This window comes from Rhodococcus sp. DN22 (assembly GCF_036669995.1).
Taxonomy (GTDB): Bacteria; Actinomycetota; Actinomycetes; order Mycobacteriales; family Mycobacteriaceae; genus Rhodococcus_F; species Rhodococcus_F erythropolis.
Window position 1 is genome coordinate 207,836 of sequence record NZ_CP133327.1, and the last position, 17,579, is coordinate 225,414.

The window sequence follows — 17,579 nt, forward strand, 5'->3', positions numbered from 1 at the left end:
CGGTTTCCTCTGAAGGACCAGATCCATCCGCGCCTACCGCGACGCTGTCCGGTGGTGCGAACAAGGCCTTTCCTGCCCCAAAGACCTTCCCAACATCATGCCTGATTCGCGAAACTCGAGGACTTCCGACATCGCCCCAGTAGCGTCATCACACACGCCGTGAGCACGAGACAAGGGATACACCGCGCAAGCAGTACGAGTCGCAGGTAGACCTCAACCGCTGGGCATTCTCAGGCGATGTCTGCCCTCGAAACCGGCCATGAACACTGGGCCTGCGGGATTCGCCCAGAGTCTGGCGGCATGCAGCAGGAATCCGGCGTGCAGCCCAGTAACCCACACCGGGCAGGCACCCTGCGCTAGTGCAATGCTGGCCACTCCCAACGGATCATGTCCAGGCGGCCGAGCACTCCAACAACCACGAGGGCGAGCCCACCGCCCCAGAACCGTCGATCCGACCAGTCGCGAGGTTCAGGTAGCCCGTCAATCTCTTCGTGAAATGCCTGAGCCGCAGAGAAGGGGTCGGATCGACTTGACTGGACCTGCTCAGGTAGCCAAGCGAAGTGCCCTGCTGTCGGCGTGTGGGAGGCGTTAGGCATCGCAATCATCCAATTCTTCAGAGGGGGCGCCTCGGTCGTCGAGGTCCTGACTCGATCCGAGTCGATCGAGTGACCCCAGACTGACCGGGCTGGGTGGGAGGTGCGGCACGTAAAGACATCAGCTCGACTGAACCCGAACCTGCTCCTCAGATTCAATGCCGCGCGAGCGAATCCATCCGTGCCGCAACACTTCCACTCCGTTCATAGCGTGTTGAGGACAGGTGCAAGCACATTGCACGAACCAATATCACGGGCGGACGCACCGATGGCACTCTTTACTGCGAAATATAGATACGACGACCCCACACTCACAGCGCCAACACCAGGAGCAGCGCTGATCAACGACGTCGGACTCGTCGTGTCAGTGCCCGGTATCGGTCCGAAGACCGGAGGCCGACATGCAGGGATCCCATTGGCAATTGGACCTGTTCACACCAGAATCTTCCGGCCCCATGACCGTATCGAAATGACTCTGCCGAACACCCAATTGCTTTTGTGGACCGCACCATTCGAGACGGCAGCGTTTCGTGCCGGATATCAGGGTGCACTGGCCAAGCGCGAAGGCTGGCACTGGCTGAACTGGACCATCGCGGAACATATCGCGCACGACCTCGAAGTCGAGACAACGGAACGAGCCGGTTCAGCCGACATCACCCCAGTCGTCGCCGACGGATCACCACTGGTGGTGGTTCCCTGCGGCGCCGTAAAGTCCGCCGTCGCATCACCTGCAGGCGAAATGTATCGAAGCGGATACCACCGGCTCGGGCTCAAAGCTGCACGGGCGCTGACCAGCCCAGAGTCGATCAGAATCCTCTCAGCGCTCCACGGTCTTCTCGCCCTCGACAGGATGGTGGAGCCGTACGACTTGCGGATGGGTAGCCCCGGATCGATCACCGCAGAGCTCAGGCAATCGATCAAGGGCTCTTCGATCATCGCAACGTCGTCGTCCTCGGTGGCCGCAGCTACACCCGTATCGCGCAATCCGTTTGGCCGAATGCCCGCACCCCTTTGGCTGGAACTCGAGGTATCGGAGACCAGCAACATCGCCTTGCCCGCATCGCCGAATGCGGTGCGCAGGCACTCACCTAACCCCACGATGACACCAGGAGTGACCATGACAGTGACCGAAATCCCGGAGGCCTTCGCCAAGGCATTCATCGCGTACGCCAACGACAGCAATGGCGACGCAGATGACCTGGACCTCAGCGTCTCCGAAGATCGACGTGAGCTGTACCTATCGAACGACCATCCCGGATTCTGCCCTTACCTGCAGTTGAGCTCCGACGGCGGTGATTCGGCAACTGCCGAAATCCGATCCGCAGTGAGTGTTCGCCGGACCGATGGCGGCTTCGACCGCACCGAACACCTTGACGCCCAGGTCATCGTCCCGCTCTCAGACTTGGAGGAAGCAGCCCGCCTCGCAGTCGAGTGCTGGATCACGACTCTCTGACCCACGGCCAAAGCATCGGCTATATCGCAGGCCTGCGCCGGCCGATCAAGTCGGTGCCATTGAGCGCAGTCCATTCGAGCCTGGCGCACTCGAATGGACTGCACGTAGAAATCAGCGTTGCTGTCCAACGAAAAGGCTTTCCTTGAAACACTTCCCGCAGATCGTCGAATCCACGAGCTCTGATCAGGGAGGCTCAGCTGGACACCAACGTAACCAGCGCTGAAACCGTCGTCGACGACAACATCACTAGGGTCTACCTACGCCAACGAGGACCCACGTATCCAACGATAGAACGATTCGTTGTGATTGCACCTGACCTGGCGCCATCGAAGGAATCCGAGCACTTCGGCGGATGGTGGAAAGCCACCATCTGAACGCCGCCGGTAGCAGTCAGCACCCGAGCTTCACAAACGTACGCATCTAGGTCGCAGAGAACACGGGCCGGTATGCCGCATGACCGGAAGCCATTATGCGATCCTGAGTCCATCGGAGAATGCACTACAAACACGAGGGGACTTTCGTGTCCATAGCCAACACCATTTCCACGAAGGCCGTCGTCGGCGCCATCAAGGTGATCCACGCGCTGCCTGAGAGAGTCGAAGGCGTCACCATCGCCGTCGACGGAGACACCCTGACAATCGCCGGTCGAGATGCCTGGGGATCTTCGGTGACCGTCCTGACCGCGTTACCTCAAGACGAGACCAAGAGTCCTCGCGAACGCATTGCCCCCGTGTGGGTCGTGGACAACCAAATTCGGACCATCGTAGAGACTTCAAGCTCACGTTCGGACCGAAGTGCGCTGACCTACAGCGATGGGTTCCTTAGGTTCGGCAGTCAATTCAAAGTGCGTGCCAACAAACACGACTCGTCAGACGAGAAGTTGCTCAATACTCAACCAACAGCAGCAGTTTCTCCGACGGAACTAAAACAAGCTTTGGCCGTTCTCGCGCCACACGCAGCGACCACAGGATCCAAACCTGCTGTGAATGTCCGTATTGGCACTGCGGCCGACGGCTCCATCTCTGTCGCAGTCGCCGGCGACTACTCCGCAGGGACCGTCACGCTAAACGCAATTGGCGGCACAAGCCGGCGAGCGGCGATCGGGTATACGGGGATCGGAGTACTGGCCGCGTCAGCGAAACTGCTGAAATCGAGCGCAGACCAATGGACCTTGACGGCAGCGGTCACCGACTCCACCTGCCAGACTGAGATTTCTGACGGCACGACGACGGTCATCCACAACGCTCAAACAGCGGGTATGCCCGATTTCGACGATGCACTCGCTGAGCCAGACGGCTTGCGGTGCTGGGATCTCGATATCGCAGACCTATCCGATTTCGACCGATTCCTCTCGGTACTGCCCCGAGTATTCAGTGCAGACGGAGCATTCATCCAGATCCGAAACACCGGACAATCCCACGGCGCGAAACATCCGATCGAGTTGGTCGCCCGATCGGGCAGCAACCTTGCCGTGGCTGGGGATTTGTTGCGCGGACAGAGCATCCCCATCGTCAACACCACCAGCGTGGACGACGTCGAGGTCGACGTCGCACTGCCACAGATGAGGCAGATCGTCACCAGCGCGATGAACGCAGGCGGCGGAACCGTCACGCTGCGCGGATATTCCCCTTACGAGACGATGGGGAAACTGTTCCTCAGGGGAAAGAACGTCACAGCGGTCACGATCAGTAGGATCCCGCAGCCACTCTGAGCAGCGATCGACAGTGCCGCTACGCCGTAACTGTCACTGCTACAACAGAACTACTCGGCTATACGAAAAGCCAACCAGGATCACGGCAGTGAATCGACTGCCCAACCCAGCAAAGGGAGAAGCCCATGTCGCTACCCGTACTCACCCCTGAACAGCGTGCCGAGAGCTTGAAGAAAGCCGCAGAAATGCGCAAGGCACGAGCAGATCTCAAAGCCAAACTGAAAGCTGGCACTGTGAAGGTCGAGGAAGTACTCGAGCGCGCAGACAGTGACGCCGTCGTTGGCAAAATGAGAGTCCTTCACCTGATCGAATCACTCCCCGGCCGCGGCCGCCAAGGCGCGATCAGCCTGATGGGCAGACTCGACATCTCCGAGGCGAAGCGAGTAAAGGGACTCGGACGTGTTCAGCTCGCACGGTTGCGCACCGAGTTGGTCGCATAGCTATTCAACTGATCCGGCTGTGGCGCCCACGACGAACCGACTGGGCGCCACAGCGACGTTCAGGCAACCAATCGAGAAACGCCGCACACACCCCAACTAGCAGGCGATCCTTCCTGTCCGGGATACTGTCAGATGCTATGTCACCGACCCCGCGACAGCCCGAATCACGATTCCGGCCGACACCCTGGAAGAACAAGCCGGCCACTCCCGGCGCGTTCGCAGTGATCGACATTGACGGGGTACTCGCGTCGATGGCGGAGTTCGAGCCGTTACTGAACACGGAGCGATCGCAAGATCGGGACTGGCATACTTTCCACCGGTCCTACAGCCGCGCAAAGGTGATCCGGGCTGGGCGAAAACTGGTCGAGATGTTGCAGTCCGCAGGCCTACAGATCGCATACTCGACGACCCGCCCCGAACAGTTCGCCCGAGCTACTTGGAACTGGTTGCTCAGCCACAAGTTCCCCCCGGGCCCGATCATGTTTCGGCACTTCATCAAAGACGGGTCGCGGCCTCAGGACGAGGTGAAAGTCCGGCAATGGTGGGCGTGGCAGGACGAGCACGGACCCGCGCAACCCATCATCGCCTGGTTCGACGACAGCCAGACCGCCAGCAACATGTTAAGGGCGCATGGCTGTCCGGCATGGCATCCGAAAGAATTCCTGAAGAAAGTTCGATCAGTCGGCGGCACGAAAGACGCCGTTGTCGAGGTACTCAAAGCCGGGCCGATCGACATGGCAACTCTCGACGAACGACTCTCGTCATCGCGCGGCGCCTGGCAGCAATCCGAAGACGCCTGGCAAGCGAAGCAGAAGGCCTGGTTCAAACGGCATCAACAAGCGCTACGCGATCGGAACCGATAGAACTGATTTGGCCAGTGCCACGCCCTGAACCAGCTCTTCTACGCTGAGGTGGCAACACCGAATCTGACAAGGGTAGGAGCGTGGAGTGGACCTGCAGAATCCGCGTACGCCCCGATTCTCCACGGAGTTCTTGAATGAACTGCGTTCCCGCACAAGCCTTGAACTGGTGGCCGCGGACTATCTGGACCTCAAACCTGCAGGCGTAGGCCGTGTGAAAGCGCTGTGCCCCGTCCATTCCGAGCGGACACCGTCGTTCACGATCAACATCGACTGGGGCCGATTCCACTGCTTCGGATGCGGCGCGAGCGGCGACGCCATCGACTTTCTGATGCAAGTCGACGGACTCCGCTTCGTAGAGTCGGTTTCAGAGCTGGCCAATCGTGCCGGGTTGGCAGTGCCTCAAGGTTCAGATTCCCTCGCAGACAACGATCTTCGCGCCCGAAATGAACTTCGCAGCGTCCTTGAAAAAGCGCAACAGCTCACCAGCGAATGGCTTCTCACACTCCCCGAAGGCCGAGCAGCCCGCGACTTCCTTCGAGCGAGAGGCTTCACCAGCGAGCACGCGCAGGAATGGGGTCTCGGGTACAACCCTGTCGGCGGCAATGCTCTCAGCGCTGCGCTCACCGCTGCCGGACACCCGCTCGAGATCCAACGAGATGCCGGGATCACCAAGGAAGGGGAACGTGGGCACTACGACGCGTTCCGCGGCCGATTGATGTGGCCGATCCACGACCCGCAAGGGCGCATAGTCGGATTCACCGGACGCGACCTCACCGGAACGGCGCCAGCGAAGTACCTCAACACCAGCGGCACCGACCTGTTCCATAAAGGTGATCTGCTGTTCGGCTACGACAAGGCTCGTCGTTCAATGCTCCAACGTCGTCAGGTATTCGTCGTAGAAGGTCAGACGGACGTGATGGCAATGGTCGCCTCCGGATTGGACAACACCGTCGCAGCATCCGGAAGCGCCTTCAGCAGAACCCAAGCCGAGCTGCTGGCGTCCCGCGTCGGCGACGGCGGTGAAATCATCGTGGGATTCGACAACGACACAGCTGGACGAAAAGCCGCTTGGGCACTGTTCCAAGCATGCCAGGGCTTCACGACCAACATCACCGTGCTCGATTTCACTGCCTATGGCGACAAATCAGATCCGTGCGACGTGAGAACCGTCGGAGGCGCTGATGCACTGGTGGCAGCGACCGACAAACGGCGTCCCGCACTGCGCGCCTTGCTAACCGGCGACATAGGCAACTTCGATCTCACCACTCCGGAAGGAAAGGTGAACGCCACCGAACAAGTGCGGCGCAGGCTTTCAGCTGTGCAGTCCGCTGTGCTCCGCAGGGAGTACCAACAGTGGGCGGCAACTGAGATCGGCGTCGATACCGGTGACGTGTCTCCGACACAGTCAGGTGCAAGTCAGTCCCCGGCGACAGACGCAGCGCCGCTAGATCAGCCGTTAACTGATGCAGACTGCAGTTTGGCGGCGTACTTCATCGCCTATCCGCAGACAGCCGAAACTGTATTAGCGCAACTCAAGACCGATCTCTATCAGCTGTTCTCACGCCCAGTCGCAGAGATTGTCGAGATGTCCACGGTGATGTACCCCGCCGGCAGGCCAGTATCCGGAGACGCCGCCGAGTTGTGGTCGCAGGTCATGACCGAGGCGGTCGAGCATAAACACCACAGGCTGCTGTGGCTGATCGCATTCACCGAGGTGATGGACGCTGCCAGCGCTGTCGACACTGCATCGCGGGTGCAGAGACGGACCTTGCTGCACGCACAGACTCAGCTGCAGCAGCGATTGACGGCCGGCGGTGACGATGAGGCTGAGATCCTGCAGGAACTGATGCGAGTGAACCAGCTCTTGCGTCGTCGCGTCTGACTCGACTTTGGGTGCTGGATCCGTGCCGCGCAACGCGGCAGTGGTTGTTAAACCTCTTCTATCGGACCCACACACCTAGATACCGGCCTGCGACGTGAGTAGGCGAGGGAGGCCCACAACCATGACCAACAACGCATTTGCCCGGCCAGCCAGTAAGTTCGGGCGACCCCGCTCAGGCCCGGTGCCAGTCGCTCAGCCCCGAGCGGCCACGGTACCGACAGATACGAAGGACGATACGGACATACCGCCTCAGGACGCATCTCGCGCGGTTGAAGAGACGTCGGACTCCGAGACCTCGGCTGAGCCGGAAACGTCAGCCTCTGTGGACTCTGAGGCGAAAGTGGATCCCTCGGTGGACGCAGCCACGCCTGAGCCCGGCACTACGCCGGAGTCGGGGGGTTGTGGGGCGGTGAAGCACGATCCCCTTCCATCGCCAGTCTCCACACCTGAGCCGAGTCCCACGTCAGAGCCGGGTACACCTGAACCGGGGAAGCGAGATCCCGCACCCACGCCAGAGGACTCACAGCAGGTGAAGTCAGGAACCAAAAGAACTACGCGAACCAACAATCGACCGCGCAAAGACGTAGCCCCTCCAAACGCGATCCCATTGGTGGTGATCTCCGAAGACACGGCCGCCACATCTGACGAAGTCCACATCCTCGACCTCGACAAGACGACCGACCTCGACGACGTCGATCTCCTCGAAATCGTGAGAGGACTGCGACCCGTCGCCGATAGCGAACTCAAGACCAAGACCGTCAGAACCCTCATGGCCATGATCGAGCAGAAGGCACTTGCAGACGGTTAGGCACGCTCAACGAAACGACTGTGGCCCACCCTCTTTGCCAGAGAGTGGGCCACAGTCGTCGTAAAAGCTACGCAGTGACAGAGATTCGCTTGAACCAATCATCTACCCACTGGTACGGATCCTGATTGCCGGCAATCTGAATGGTGTCGAAAGCTACGTGAAGGCTGTTGCCCGAGTGCACGGCCGGATTGGTTGCCAACTGCAGCAAACCTTGGTTGTCCTGAGCCAACGCCTCGAGAACCCGGGGGATCGCTATCGGCAACTTGTCGAATTGAAGGGGACTGGTCATACCGGCTTCCGCGAAGGCCTGCGAGATCCTGTCCACGACCTTGTCCAACCCGAGGTTCTTCATCGCGGTGTCCCCTGCATTAGGGAGCTGAGCGAGAATCGCTGGAATATCCGCGATTTGAGCGAAAACCTCAGGTAGCGCGTTCGGCAGAGCCGATACACCCTTCGCCAACAACGCCGCGCCAGCGGGATTGCCCATACTTGTCATGGCTGAACCCGCAATCATTTCAACCATCGACTGCAGCGTCTCCGCGGACAACTTCGACCGTGGCATACCCGTGATGTCGGCAACGGTGTTGACCGCCTGCAGCGAGAGCAAGCCCACCATACGATTCGCGCCATCGACAGTCGCGAGCTCACCTAGATTGCCGGAAACGTTCTTCCCCACCTGGACAAGCTGACGTGCCAGCTCTGAGTTTTCAGGGAGTGAGCACACAACGTCTCCGGGAACGCAGATTTCTGCGACGACCCCGGACAAAGCACCGAAGTCTGAATCGCGTTGCCCTGACAAGCCGCCACCCGATACCGCTCCCATGGTCACTGGTGCGACATCAACTTTACGGTTCTCGTTGACGTTGACCGCAATTCGGGCTTCTGGCTTTACTCCGTCCCCCGCCAACGACTTGGCGAAGTTGCTTGCGAGCCCACCATCTGCCGTGTTGTTCGTCTCGCTACCGGCCGCCGCAGTCTTACTCGAGGAAGGTGCAGCTTTGGACGTCGTGGGTGCCTTTGGCGATGTCGACGGCTTCGCCGCCGGCGCATTGTTGATTCCGTCGCGATTAGTTCCGTCGTCGAGGGGCTGCATCAGCGGATCATCGGTGACCGACGGGGCGCGAGTTGAAGCAGCGCCGGGGGACTCAGCGGATGAACTCTTACTGCTCGACGTCGTGGTCGGGCTGTGAGAGGTGGTCGTGGATCCGGACTGACCGGCAGCTGGACGCTTGGTCGTCGTCTCTGCCGAGTTGGTGCTGCTACCTGCAACAGAGGCGGTTTCCTCCGGGGCGGTCGTCGTTGCGACAGCCTGACTATCCGAGTCGGGGACGGCAGCGTGGGTAGTCGTGGTTGTCGTTGACTTCTGCGTCGACGACGTGGGTGCAGTTGCATCAGCAACAGCACGTCCAGTGTCGCTGACCTGTGTCGCGACTTGGTTTACCAGCGACCGGAATCCGTCGGTGAGCTGCAACTGCATCTGCGCGAAGGACGGAGATTCGACGATCTCTTTGATCTTCTCCTGAAGACTCGTGGGCAACGCCGGTTGGGTCTGAGTCGTGTCCGCCAAAACATTCGAGGTTTCTGGACGCTTCGGATCTGAGAACAATCCGACAGCGACCACACTGTCCGGGTTGATGCTCGTGCGCCGCTGTCCAATTGCCGTGGCCACGTCGCCACCGATTTCGGCACCCTGTGAGAATCCCAGCAAGATCTGCTGTGCCTCTGGGCAGCGATTCGCCACATCCTCCATCGTTGCCAACGTCGCTTGAACGCCAGTCGAGACGCTCCGGAGGTAACTGGTGCCGTTGACCGAGGCATCAGAGGCGTACGGGATGAATGTCGCTGACACCTGGTTTCCCAGAGCAGCTGTCAAAGGTTCCACCACCTGAGCGAGAAGGCCGACAGGAGCATTCGGATCAGCGGTAGGACCCGTCTCGAATGTGCCAGGCACAGCTGTGATCACGGTAGCTGCACACCGCGGTGCGGTGGAACCGGTCAGCATTCCGTCAGTTCCCTTGGAACCAGGGATGATTGCGCCCGGCGGTAGTGCTCCGGCGATCAGATTCACACCCTCCCTGACGGGCGCTGTGACGGCTTTGTCCGTGATCGCATCTCCCGTCACGTTTGGCGTCGACGCGGTAGCCTGTCCGTTCCCGCTCGCTGCGGCTGCGGTGTTGGCTGCAGCGGTGGCCGCTGCCGTCCAGTCGACGGTTCCAGCTAGGTCTCCCAGGTCAGGAATCGCCGAAGTTATAGCGGCGACCGTCGTGGTGGTTGGATCCGCCGAAGCGGACGCCGTTGCCGTGACACCGATTGTCACCAGCGACAAGGCGGTGCCGGCCGAGACCAGGCCCAGTATTCGTCTGCTTCGCTTCATCAGTTCCCCTTGTTGTGGCGGGCCAGCCGACTTGAATCAGGAGTTGATTATTCGATAGCTGTCCCATGCTGCTTCTCCGATACATGCAGGGTAACAGAGCGGTCACTGGTCTTCGTGGTTCCTCCGCAGCGCATCAGCGCACGTCAGAGTTCATTTCGGGATGGCGTCCGATGCTGCCGCTCTGCGTAGTTGAGCCTCATACGCTGGCTGTGCACGATCATCTTGAGTGAGGAGGCCTATGCAATTCGACACGGTGCTCGATACAGCCAGCCAACTACTGGCAGCGATCGACCCACAACAGCAGCACAGTGATTTGCTATCGCACCTACAACGAACGCAGGCCATTCGCATTGCACCCACGCGTGGACCTGCGAACGAACCCGATCTTGTGTGCGTAGACGGAGGTGTAGCGCACGAGCAAACTGATGCCCTGACGTGGATCGCCGCCGTTGGAGTCAGCAGTGATCTCCGTTCGAGTGTCCCCGCGACGATGGTCATGCCAGTTTCGTCGGAAACCGATCGGGCGCGGTCGATGTTGATGGCATTGTGTGAGCTCGCCGCAGCCCTTGACACCGCCGATCGAAGTCACGTCGTTTGGATGGACGGGTCGCTGGCCACCCCACTGATTTCGATCGCCACAGGGCTCTTGACCTCCGATCCGACGACTGCGGAGTTGGTCTGTGCAACATTGGCCGACTGCAACACCGACACCCTGATAGGTGACTACGTCCACTACGGACTGCAAGGACGTCTGCGAGCGCTTCCTAAGCAAGACACAGCATCTGGCTATTGCAAGTTGTGGGCGGCGCAACTCGGTGAGGGCAGTGGGGCTTGGTTGAACATGCAGCGCGACCGCATCGCGGCCACCTCAGTATTGCAATCGGGGGAGTACCTACGACCTCGCCGAGCCGATGAAGCACTGCGAGTGACAGCGAAGGCGACGGCCGATGCCCCGAAACCGGTGCGAGAGTGGGCACACGTAATCGATGAATTACTAGGTCACTGGCGTGAAGAGCTACCCGTCTTCGTTACTTACGTTCTTCCCCGAGGAATGCCATTGCGAGCCGTAAAGATCGAGTACACGCTCTCGGCCGACGTCGACGATGCCGACATTGACGATGTCGCGGACTCCGTGGCGGCCGACTTGTGCGCCAAAGTCAGTGAGACGATCATCGGAACCCGAGTGATCGAGCCGTTCCCTCAACACCAGGCCGACACCTTCGCCAAACGAGAAGTGACATCATTGATTACACAATTGATGGGCGCAGCATCGAGAACATTCAGTGAGACGCATCCTGCCGGGATCCGGCACTACCGGACCTGACAATTCTCCTGTCAGGCCGGCACGATCTGGGTGATCATCCATCCGCCCGGACCGGGGGCCACAGAAATCAGCATCGGGTCGACCTGCTCAATTCGCATCGAGTTCGAAGGCTTCAACGCGACGGACACCCGATATTTGTCCGGTGAATCAGTAGGCTCAATTGTGGTGCAGTGCAAGGTATCAGAGGCAATCTTGTCGATGTAGGGCTGAATGCCTGCCGGATCCATCTGCAAGGAAGGGTCGTAAGTAGATGCCACCTTCGTCCCATCGCGATCCACGTAATAGTGGTATTCGAATGCGGCGATCGTGCCTGGTCCGGTTGCTCTGTCGCCGACGCTATTAGTCACCGCAACGATGTCCCCCGGGCTCGGATCGGTGCAGAAGGGCGGTGTGACAGCGGTGGGTGGGGGCGTCGTGGACGGTGCTGGAGGGATGGTGGCAACCTCGCTGCTCGTCTCGGGGAAGGCCTCCGCCAAGGGAGTGCTGTCTTGCGGAAAAGCATTTGTGAGAGCGAAAGTTCCAGCGCCCACAACAGCGAGCGCGGCAACAACCAGAGATCCCACAATTACTGCAGTCTTGCGGTCGCGGAGCTTGGACGGCAGCGTGCCCTGGCGGATACCGGCGGATACCGGCGGATCGACACGGGGCTTGCGTGGAGCTCGCTGGTACAAGGATTTGTTCGGCGGGGGAACATATGGCCCTGATGATTCGGACTCGGCGGTGTTGGAGTCGAAAAGCTCAGCGTGAGTGGGTGCGGTGAATGTCACTGGCTCCGTGTGCGGAGAGGGGAGCGGACCGGACGTACTGTCGTCGACGTCGCTGCCGAGCTGCGGATCGAGATAGTCGTCGTCTGTTGATCCCCGAGTGTCCCAGTCGTTCATGCAGATTACCTACCGATACCGATCGGGCCGGGGAGGGTGCTGGGCCTCAGCGCCCTCCCCGGCAGGATGTGATGAAATCGTGGTTCGACTACGGAGCGATGACCTGATCAATGCCCTGCTGAGCAGCGCCGACCGCAGTATTGATGCGGTCAGTGAATGGCGTCAGCATTGCGTTGATCGGCGCAACAGCCTCGGCATGCGCCGTAGCCGCCTGGTCGATCACGTCCAGCGCAGGCTGTCCCGCGACGTTGACGACTGTCTGCCGGAACTGCTCGTTGGCGTGCTCGAAATTCGCCGGAGCATCGGCAATTGCCTGAACGACGCCCGCACCGGCCGGGGTGCTCGCAAGGCCTTGAGCCGAGTTCGACACGTCCTTCGTGATCTGGACAGGGTCCGGATCCGGCAGCTGAGGAAGCTCGGTAAGGACGAGTTCGTCATCGGTGGCCTCGCCACCACCGATGAGCCCGCCAGTGATCGCCCCACCGACGCCGCCGACTACGAGGCCGATTGCACCGCCCAATGCAGCACCACCTGCAGCGCCCGCTGTGTAGCCCACTGTGGCACCCGGAACGGCCGCGATACCGGGGGCGAATGGCAGAATTGCCTGTGTAACAGCGGCGCCGAAGGGAACACCCACCGGGCCGCCGAGAGCGCCTCCTGCGATTGCGAACGGCACTGCAGTGACGACGGCGCCGACCGCTGCTCCGGAGACCATCGACGCGGCAACTCGATCAGAGCGGTTGTCGTCGACACCAACGGAACGCCAGAACCCGGACGCATCCGATTCCCAACCCGCGAGTGTGTAGTTCGTCGTGTCGAGGACCTGATCGGTCATCCAATTCGGTTTCTTCGCAATGCGGTCACCGGCGCGGAGCAGTTGCTCACCCTTTTCGTCGACAGGGGCTTCGATTGGTGCGACTGTGGGAACTGCGGTCGGCGGCCGGAACGTTTGCTGCTGCAACGGGGGTGAGTAGTCCGCATCAGGACTGGTCGTCGGGATCGGGCGTGACGGTGCCTGCTGTGCCTGCTGTGACGGCGGAACCCAATAGGTGCGCTCTTCCGGTGGTGTCGGTGCCGGATTTGGTTTCGGCGTCGAAACACCGGCCTGTCCACCACCGTTGTTCTGCGTCTGGGTTCCCTGCTCGCCGCCGGCACCGGGAGTGGTCACGCCACCCTGGGGGGCCGCGTAAGCCACCCCGGTGGGGAGAGCTGCGAGAGCAAGCACGCTCACTGTCGCGGCCGTGGCGATCGTGCGTTGGCGGTTAGTGACCCGCCGGTGGTTTCCCTTTGATTTGCCCATTCGCTTCGTCGGGCGCAGTAGCGCCCTGCTCCTTTCTGCTGCGTAGCAGGACATTGGTGCAGTCCAACTACGTTCACGCATGGGCCTGAGCCCCTACGGGATGTGTGAGTTTCTCCGACGATGGAAATCGTAAACTGGGCGGTTCCGGTGCTCCTCCCCTTGACGCGGACACACCTGCTGAGTGCAGGGTCAAACACCACTCCACACCTCAATAACCTGTTGTTTTCTCACTTTCCGGCAACAGCGCCAGTGGCTTTCGGCGGCCCCGCCTACACAGAAGACAGGTGCCGCACAGGGCAATCGCCGCAGATACCGTCGCTCTCACCGCACCAACGAACCGAAATGAGGAACTGTGGACATTGGTGGCCTTGCCGTTATCGGCTCACCCTCAACATGCGATTCGGCGGTCCTCAATCTGAGCAGTCGCTCCTACCACCTCGCGCTACTCGGATCGATGCTTGCCTTCACGATCGTCTTCGACAACGGCTCCGAGGAGTTGGCGCTTGGGACGGTCACGAAAGTCGAAACGATCAATCCTGTGCACACCGCCAACGCACGAGAAGCTATGCACGTAGCGACGAACGGCGCCATCGAACACCAGTCAGGTGACAGCGGAGACACCCGCGCTGTCACCATCAAGGTCGAAGCGGTCTTCCGGAACTGGGATGGAAAGTGGCGGAAACACGCTGCGGTGTTGTCAAATTCGCCGGCGACAGGCACTCCAGTCGCGCTCTTGGACCAACAGACCGCAGACGAACTGATGGCAGATACCGATCAGCCGGCATACATCGGGACTCTGCGCGGCTCTTCCGTCCGAATCCCGTTCACATTGCCGGACTTCTCCGGTCCCCGCGGATCTCGGCATCTGGCCGTTCTCGGTGCAACAGGATCCGGAAAGTCCGTCTGCTTCGAATACGTGCTCGCATCACAACTTCGCTGGCCAGGGATGGGACAGATCATCCTGGACCCGCAGGGGCAGTGGGCAACAGAACACGGACTGCCGTTTTCGCTGCAAGGCCTCGCAACAGCCTGCGGCCGCTCCGTTTTCGTGGCCCGATTGTCTCAATCGTTGCGACTCCGAAAGGACGCGCCACTCTTCTTACGGCTCCTCGAGGAATCGAAATGGTTTCGGAACCTTGCCTTCGGTGCAGGTGCAGACGAGAACGTCGCTCAAGCCCGCGACATGCTGCACGCGGCACTGCAGGACAAGAAAGCGCTCAAAGCAGCTTGCGGGACTGATGATTGGACCGAATCGGCACCAGAGGCGGTAATGACATACCTCCTCGACAGCCTCCACGGGATTCTTCCCGCCGGCACAATCTACGCGGGAACCGAGCAACAGAATCGCGTGGCGCGCACCATCTATCGACCCACTTCCGACTCCGAGGGCGAACCGATCGCCGAACACATCCTCGATCGACTTCCGCCCGGAGCGCTCGACCCCTCTGGGCATCAAAAGTTTCAGCAACTGCTGGCTGTATTTTCCGCCCTGCACTCTCTGTGGTCGCCGTACTCCCCCACCGGTGCCATGAAGATCGCGGCCGGCGCGGATCCAGAATCGCTCGGGGCCACGGATCGTCGGCGTGACGCCTGGGGATTGATGAGGCAGGTCATGGCCCCGAAAGCAGGACAACCTGCGCCCTGGCTGGTGCTTGACCTTTCCGCCGACCTGTCACAACTGAACCTCGACGGCAACGATGCCGATACAACGGGCGACGTAATGGCGGCGACTCGGCTGTTGGACTCCGCGGAGGTGAAAGCCCGCATCATGTCGCAATTGCTCAACACGCTCAAACTGGCAGGCCAACAGCAGTTCACGGCTGGCGGAAGCTTGAACGTGCAGGTCGTCGTCGACGAAGCATGGCAATACGCGGGACCTGCCGATAGCACGCAACCAGACGCATTGGTGTCGCTCTCGAACCAGTTCGCAGGCGACTGCCGTGATGTGCGAAAGTTCGGCATCGGATTCGCATTCATCCTGCAATCCGCGACAGGCCTACGCGACGACATTTGGCGCCAACTCGCGGTGCTCTTAGTTGGATACGGACTTCACGACCAATCCGACATCAAACGCATGGCCGGCAGGGTCTCCGACTCCCACCTGGCGCTGTACCGGGCCGCACCACCGCCAGAGGCGACAGGTCGCTACACCTGGATGTGCGTGGGTGGCGCAGTGACAGGTCTGTCGTTCGGCGCGAACCCAGTGTTCTTGGAAAGTGTCACCGACCCGATGGCGTGGCTGAACTGGAATGACGCGTGGATAACCAGGATTCGGCGCGAGTTCTCCCAGCATCTCCCCGCTGGGGATACGGGCGGCAGACTCACCCACTTGCCGTCGAGACCAGGGTACGACGATCCAGCGATGGAGGTGCACGCTCGGCGCCGAGCAGTTGTGGATGGTCGCGCCAGCGCAACCGGTGTCGCCTCAGTGGCAGATGCGCTCGCAGGACGGCCTCAACGCCGTGACCGGAATTCTCTTGCCCACAACACCACAAGTACATGGACGAACCGCCTAGATGACGACCCCCCGCCGTTCTGATTGTCTCGGGCACCACGATCACCGGAACCGGGCTTTCTACACTGACCGCACACGTTGTTCCGCCTCACATTAAGGAGATGCGCTGTGGCGCAAATAAGGACGCAGACACTGCTGGTGCTCGACGACAGCGAGAAGGAGGTGTTCAAGGATGCGAGTACGGGCAAACTGCTGCAGAACGCAGTCAAACCGCTCCAGGAGTCGCTGAAAGAGCACGCGAAGTCGCTAGCCGCGATGAGCAAGGGATCACCGAACGAGGATGATCTCAAGGCTGCTGACGCCGCGGTCACCGAATTGAAGGGGCTGCTGACGAGTCTCCCTCAGAGCGAGGCCCGCAAGGAGGCGGACGAGCAGCTCGATAGCGCTCAGGCGATCATCGACGAGGCGCGCGGAATTCTCCCGTCTTGACCTTTGATCGACGAAAAGCGGTCCACGCCAATGGCGTGGACCGCTTTTCGGTTCTAAATCAGGCAGACATGCGGTGACTGCCAGTAGAGTTCATTGCGGCCTGCGCATCCCTGATCCGCTGCTTGCGTGCCGCTGTGTCGCGCTCGCGGGCTGCGAAAAGATCGCGATGGCGAGCGGCCTGCGGGCCAGGGGTGTAGTCCTGCACTTCACCGCCGTACGCGCACAACAGATCTGCAGCCCGATCCCATCCGCAACCGAGGATCGTAGCCAACGTATTCGGAACCATCTGCTGTTTGACCGCGCGACGAACGATCTCGCGCTCCTCACCGTAAGTGATCACAGCTCGGCCGTCAGCCGAAACCTTTGGCTTCCGGTCGAGAAGGGACTGCGTGACGAACCGCTTAGGAAGCTCTTTGAGTGCTGCCTCGGACTTGTAGCGATGCAGTACATCACTGACGAGATGTTCGTCGATGGTAGGTACCGGATCGAGATCCGCTGGAATCCAACTGATGTCGGGAATATTTCGGTACAGCTTGGTTCCAGCGAGGACATCGAGGGTGTGGTGTTCGAGTTCAGCGTTGCTTCCTGGATCATGGATGTGCATGTCGGGCAAGCCTCGCGAGTTCCATGCGGTGGCAGCGACCACGGTGTTCGTCGGTTGCCTACCCAACTTCACCTCCTCAAGGACCTCGCGTCGGCACTGCTGCAGAAGCGGGCATTCGTGGCAGGCCGCGATCGCTGACTTCGCCACTCGGATACGGGCTTTGACAAACCGACGTTCTGCAGCCAATTCCGCGAAGGTGGCGGCGGGGACCCGTTCCTCGGTGCTTGCAGCGAGACTCGGGGGATCTGGAAGCATGAAGGAATCCGGATCATCTTGGCACAGGAGAGTTTTCGACACACGAGTCGCTGCCTGTCTCCACGCGTCCTGCGTAGCCCTGTTGGTAGCAGGAGAAGCGATGGGTCGACCAGTGCGACGGCGATGAGCGACCTGCAATGCGTGCCG

Annotated in this window: 13 protein-coding genes; 9 read left to right on the top strand and 4 right to left on the bottom strand. The window is 60.5% G+C overall.

Going from position 1 to position 17,579, the window contains the following annotated elements; genetic code table 11:
* Positions 1-1,062: 1,062 nt before the first annotated feature.
* The 6 genes from RA302_RS31050 (at position 1,063) to RA302_RS31075 (ending at position 7,750) form a co-directional block, all read left to right on the top strand.
* Complete coding sequence (locus RA302_RS31050) at positions 1,063-2,046, top strand: DUF6884 domain-containing protein (RefSeq protein WP_232354265.1); 984 nt, start codon at positions 1,063-1,065, stop codon at positions 2,044-2,046.
* A 520-nt stretch (positions 2,047-2,566) separates the two neighbouring features.
* Positions 2,567-3,757: a hypothetical protein gene (locus RA302_RS31055; RefSeq protein WP_125053040.1), complete on the top strand. Its 1,191-nt coding sequence runs from the start codon at positions 2,567-2,569 to the stop codon at positions 3,755-3,757.
* Between the two features lie 125 nt (positions 3,758-3,882).
* Positions 3,883-4,197, top strand: coding sequence for an integration host factor, actinobacterial type (gene mihF, locus RA302_RS31060; RefSeq protein WP_047269107.1), 315 nt, complete (start codon positions 3,883-3,885; stop codon positions 4,195-4,197).
* Between the two features lie 137 nt (positions 4,198-4,334).
* Positions 4,335-5,060, top strand: coding sequence for a hypothetical protein (locus RA302_RS31065; RefSeq protein ID WP_052959772.1), 726 nt, complete (start codon positions 4,335-4,337; stop codon positions 5,058-5,060).
* 85 nt (positions 5,061-5,145) lie between these two features.
* Positions 5,146-6,942: a DNA primase gene (gene dnaG, locus RA302_RS31070; protein WP_064112191.1), complete on the top strand. Its 1,797-nt coding sequence runs from the start codon at positions 5,146-5,148 to the stop codon at positions 6,940-6,942.
* A 610-nt stretch (positions 6,943-7,552) separates the two neighbouring features.
* On the top strand, positions 7,553-7,750 hold the full coding sequence (locus tag RA302_RS31075; RefSeq protein ID WP_338481183.1) for a hypothetical protein: 198 nt from the start codon (positions 7,553-7,555) through the stop codon (positions 7,748-7,750).
* Positions 7,751-7,817: 67 nt separating this feature from the next.
* Here the strand turns inward: RA302_RS31075 and RA302_RS31080 are convergent, their stop codons facing one another.
* Positions 7,818-10,124, bottom strand: coding sequence for a cutinase family protein (locus tag RA302_RS31080; protein WP_047269104.1), 2,307 nt, complete (start codon positions 10,122-10,124; stop codon positions 7,818-7,820).
* Positions 10,125-10,362: 238 nt separating this feature from the next.
* Here RA302_RS31080 and RA302_RS31085 point away from each other — a divergent pair, with 238 nt between their 5' ends.
* Positions 10,363-11,448, top strand: coding sequence for a hypothetical protein (locus tag RA302_RS31085; RefSeq protein WP_047269103.1), 1,086 nt, complete (start codon positions 10,363-10,365; stop codon positions 11,446-11,448).
* Between the two features lie 11 nt (positions 11,449-11,459).
* Here the strand turns inward: RA302_RS31085 and RA302_RS31090 are convergent, their stop codons facing one another.
* On the bottom strand, positions 11,460-12,329 hold the full coding sequence (locus tag RA302_RS31090; RefSeq protein WP_064112193.1) for a hypothetical protein: 870 nt from the start codon (positions 12,327-12,329) through the stop codon (positions 11,460-11,462).
* Positions 12,330-12,417: 88 nt separating this feature from the next.
* The gene (locus RA302_RS31095; RefSeq protein ID WP_052959771.1) at positions 12,418-13,629 is read right to left on the bottom strand and encodes a hypothetical protein; all 1,212 of its coding nucleotides are present in this window, start codon (positions 13,627-13,629) and stop codon (positions 12,418-12,420) included.
* A gap of 352 nt (positions 13,630-13,981) precedes the next feature.
* Here RA302_RS31095 and RA302_RS31100 point away from each other — a divergent pair, with 352 nt between their 5' ends.
* Together RA302_RS31100 and RA302_RS31105 are read left to right on the top strand one after the other, a co-directional pair.
* Positions 13,982-16,168: a DUF87 domain-containing protein gene (locus RA302_RS31100; protein ID WP_075835708.1), complete on the top strand. Its 2,187-nt coding sequence runs from the start codon at positions 13,982-13,984 to the stop codon at positions 16,166-16,168.
* An 84-nt stretch (positions 16,169-16,252) separates the two neighbouring features.
* Positions 16,253-16,573 carry a hypothetical protein gene (locus RA302_RS31105; RefSeq protein ID WP_047269100.1) on the top strand — a complete coding sequence of 107 codons (321 nt, stop codon included), beginning with the start codon at positions 16,253-16,255 and terminating at the stop codon, positions 16,571-16,573.
* Positions 16,574-16,631: 58 nt separating this feature from the next.
* On the opposite strand, the gene RA302_RS31110 is transcribed toward RA302_RS31105, so the two are convergent.
* Positions 16,632-17,432: a hypothetical protein gene (locus RA302_RS31110; RefSeq protein WP_047269099.1), complete on the bottom strand. Its 801-nt coding sequence runs from the start codon at positions 17,430-17,432 to the stop codon at positions 16,632-16,634.
* Between the last annotated feature and the right edge of the window lie 147 nt (positions 17,433-17,579).